This window comes from Pseudoalteromonas sp. S558, from assembly GCF_005886635.1.
Classification (GTDB): Bacteria; Pseudomonadota; Gammaproteobacteria; order Enterobacterales; family Alteromonadaceae; genus Pseudoalteromonas; species Pseudoalteromonas aliena.
This window is the reverse complement of sequence record NZ_PNDU01000364.1, coordinates 1-2,360: the sequence shown is the minus strand read 5'-3', so window position 1 is coordinate 2,360 and position 2,360 is coordinate 1. Positions and strand designations below refer to the sequence as shown.

3 protein-coding genes are annotated in these 2,360 nt (G+C 40.6%); all 3 read right to left on the bottom strand.

Annotated features, from left to right (window positions below; genetic code table 11):
- Positions 1 to 160: 160 nt before the first annotated feature.
- The 3 genes from CWB66_RS19420 to CWB66_RS19410 are packed head-to-tail and all read right to left on the bottom strand — an operon-like array spanning position 161 to position 2,245.
- Complete coding sequence (locus CWB66_RS19420) at positions 161 to 799, bottom strand: pentapeptide repeat-containing protein (RefSeq protein WP_138586641.1); 639 nt, start codon at positions 797 to 799, stop codon at positions 161 to 163.
- Entirely contained in the window at positions 792 to 1,595 is an 804-nt protein-coding gene (locus tag CWB66_RS19415) for a hypothetical protein (RefSeq protein ID WP_138586640.1), read from the bottom strand. The genes CWB66_RS19420 and CWB66_RS19415 overlap by 8 nt, the downstream gene beginning before the upstream one ends.
- Positions 1,595 to 2,245 carry a hypothetical protein gene (locus CWB66_RS19410; RefSeq protein ID WP_138586639.1) on the bottom strand — a complete coding sequence of 217 codons (651 nt, stop codon included), beginning with the start codon at positions 2,243 to 2,245 and terminating at the stop codon, positions 1,595 to 1,597. Before CWB66_RS19410 ends, CWB66_RS19415 begins: the two co-directional genes overlap by 1 nt.
- Positions 2,246 to 2,360 lie beyond the last annotated feature (115 nt).

The following is a 2,360-nucleotide window of genomic DNA, read 5'->3' as shown; positions in this document are numbered from 1 at the left end:
CCTGCTATTTGAAGCCCAGATATACGCCTAGTACTTAGTTCGCCAAACTGCAAAAATTAGGGTGGGTGTCTAGTTTATTTTTTCTTTATTACAACGTGTTATCAGTAAATCAACACCCACTATTCAAGTGGGTGTCATTGTTATTGGTATTTCCGCTTTATTATTTGTTAGGCTGTGTGCCAGCATCAAATCTAGCATTTTTCAAAATAGCGCCATCCCAACATACACCAGTTAAGCTAGCACCAGTAAAATCACAATCTGTAAAATTGCCATGACTTAAATCAGCATCTGTAAGGTTGGTTTTTCTAAACACAGTTCCTGTGAAATTTCCGTTTGATAAGTCGGCATTTGTTAAATTCGCGTCATCAAAACAGGCATCAGCAGCCTCTACATAAGACATTGTCGCATCACTTAAATTACTGCCAACAAACGTTGAAGCCCACAGGTTTGCGTAGTCAAATTCACAAGAGGAGAAGTTAGATTCGTTACAGCTGCTCGCCGATAACTTTGCATAGCTAAAATCCGCATTGGGGCTAATAACCTGATATAAAATACAATCAAAAAACGCCGTTTGGTTGCAGCTTGCCCCTTCAAGGTTAGCGGCAGTAAAATCGGCATCTAAAAAGTAAGCTAAATCTAAAATACCACCACGTAATATAACGCGTTCACCTTTGAGCATTTCAGTCGATGTTTCACTAATATCGCATTGCGTTAAATCAAGCCCTGAAATATCGACACCCGTAACATTATTTTGTGAGCGTGAATCATCCAACTGCGCTAAAGCAGCCTCTTTAGACATAATTAAACCCACCAATGGTACAGTTTTCGGCTTTTGTGCACTCTATATCACAATACTCAACGTCAACCTCCATCTCAGCAAACACCTTAGCTGGGCGTAAATGTTCCATGGCGGTTTGCCAATGCTCAATCTGTGCTTGTTCAGTTAACTCCCAAGGTGCTGCCGATAAATCAAGACGAATGCCACCCCAAGGTTGAAGCTCTGTCTGCGTTTTTGGTGTGCTCAGTAATAACTCTTGGCCAAACTGCTTAACATAATGCGGGCCCAAATAAGTGCGCATTGCTAACCCCTTAGGGCCAACCTTAAAGTAATCGACGGGCGCTAAGTAAGCGGCTTCACCCATCATTTCGATATGCTCGTCTCGTTCGCTTTCCCACGGCTCATCAGGGTAAGGTCTAAAAACATGCACTGAGGCGATGTCTGGTTTAAATGCTTGCACTAATCGGTCCGCAAGCTCAAATAGCGCAGGGTAATGTTTACTGTTTAGTTTTGGATCAAACTCAAAACTAATATATTGCCTTGGCATTACCGCAATTCTAACTGAATACTTAGCAGCTTTATTACGCTTTAAATAAATTTCTTCACACGTCATCCTTGTTGTAACCCCCTTTACAACATTGATAATATCATCGCGATTATACGGTAATTTACCACGCTCTTCTAAGCTCCAAAATTGCGGTGCAAATTCAGGGTAGCTTTCAATTATATTTAATAGTTCAGTAAATAAAGCTTCATCGTTAAGCGGGTTTGTGCCCAGCATAGAGACTCGTATTTGAAATGGTTTAAAATCCATCATTATTTTCCTTTTACTTTATTCCAACGTTGTTTTTTCACATTCCACTTATGGGTGATTGTTTTCTTGTCATTATCATAATACAACACTTCACTCTCTTCTTTAATTGTTGACGATGGTCGACAAGGTGGCACACCATTTTCGCAGGGTAAATCTGACGACATAGTCAGCATATGTTTTTTATCAGGGAATGCTTTGCGTTGCTCTTTTAATTGCTTGGTATTATAAACGACTGGGTTACTGTTTTCAGCCGTAAAATGTTTGTGCTCATGCACAATGGTATCGCCCAAACTGTCTGGGCGAGTTTTATAATCTAAAGAGTTACCACTGCGTTGTTGTACTTTGCCGCCACTAGCTACTGCATTGTTATTATCAACTAGCGACTCTCCTTTATGCTTTGATAACGCTTCACGAGCTGCTTTTTCATTTTGTTGACCGAGCGCTCTATTTTTCTTAGCGGTTTCGTTTGATTTACTCCAGTCTTCACGTGTTTTTGGTGGTAACTCGCGATTGTGCCTACTTACAACATTACGCTTAAATCGTGCATCATCTGCGGTATCTTGAGGTGTATCTATCGCAGCTCTGAAGTGCTCTCGTTGCTTTTTAGTTAAGTTATCACTGCCGAGGACTGATTTATCTTGTAAATTAACCATATCATCAGCTGTATTTTGTTTAATGGTGCACTTGCATAATGAATTCGGGACGCCAAACAGCAAAATTTGGGTGGGTGTCTAGTTTATTCTGTCGATAGCCATAAGACACCCTGCT

Excerpts from the sequence above, each read along its gene's own strand:
- CWB66_RS19420 (WP_138586641.1), bottom strand. The coding sequence starts at position 799 with ATGTCTAAAGAGGCTGCTTTAGCGCAGTTGGATGATTCACGCTCACAA.
- CWB66_RS19415 (WP_138586640.1), bottom strand. The coding sequence starts at position 1,595 with ATGATGGATTTTAAACCATTTCAAATACGAGTCTCTATGCTGGGCACA.
- CWB66_RS19410 (WP_138586639.1), bottom strand. The coding sequence starts at position 2,245 with ATGGTTAATTTACAAGATAAATCAGTCCTCGGCAGTGATAACTTAACT.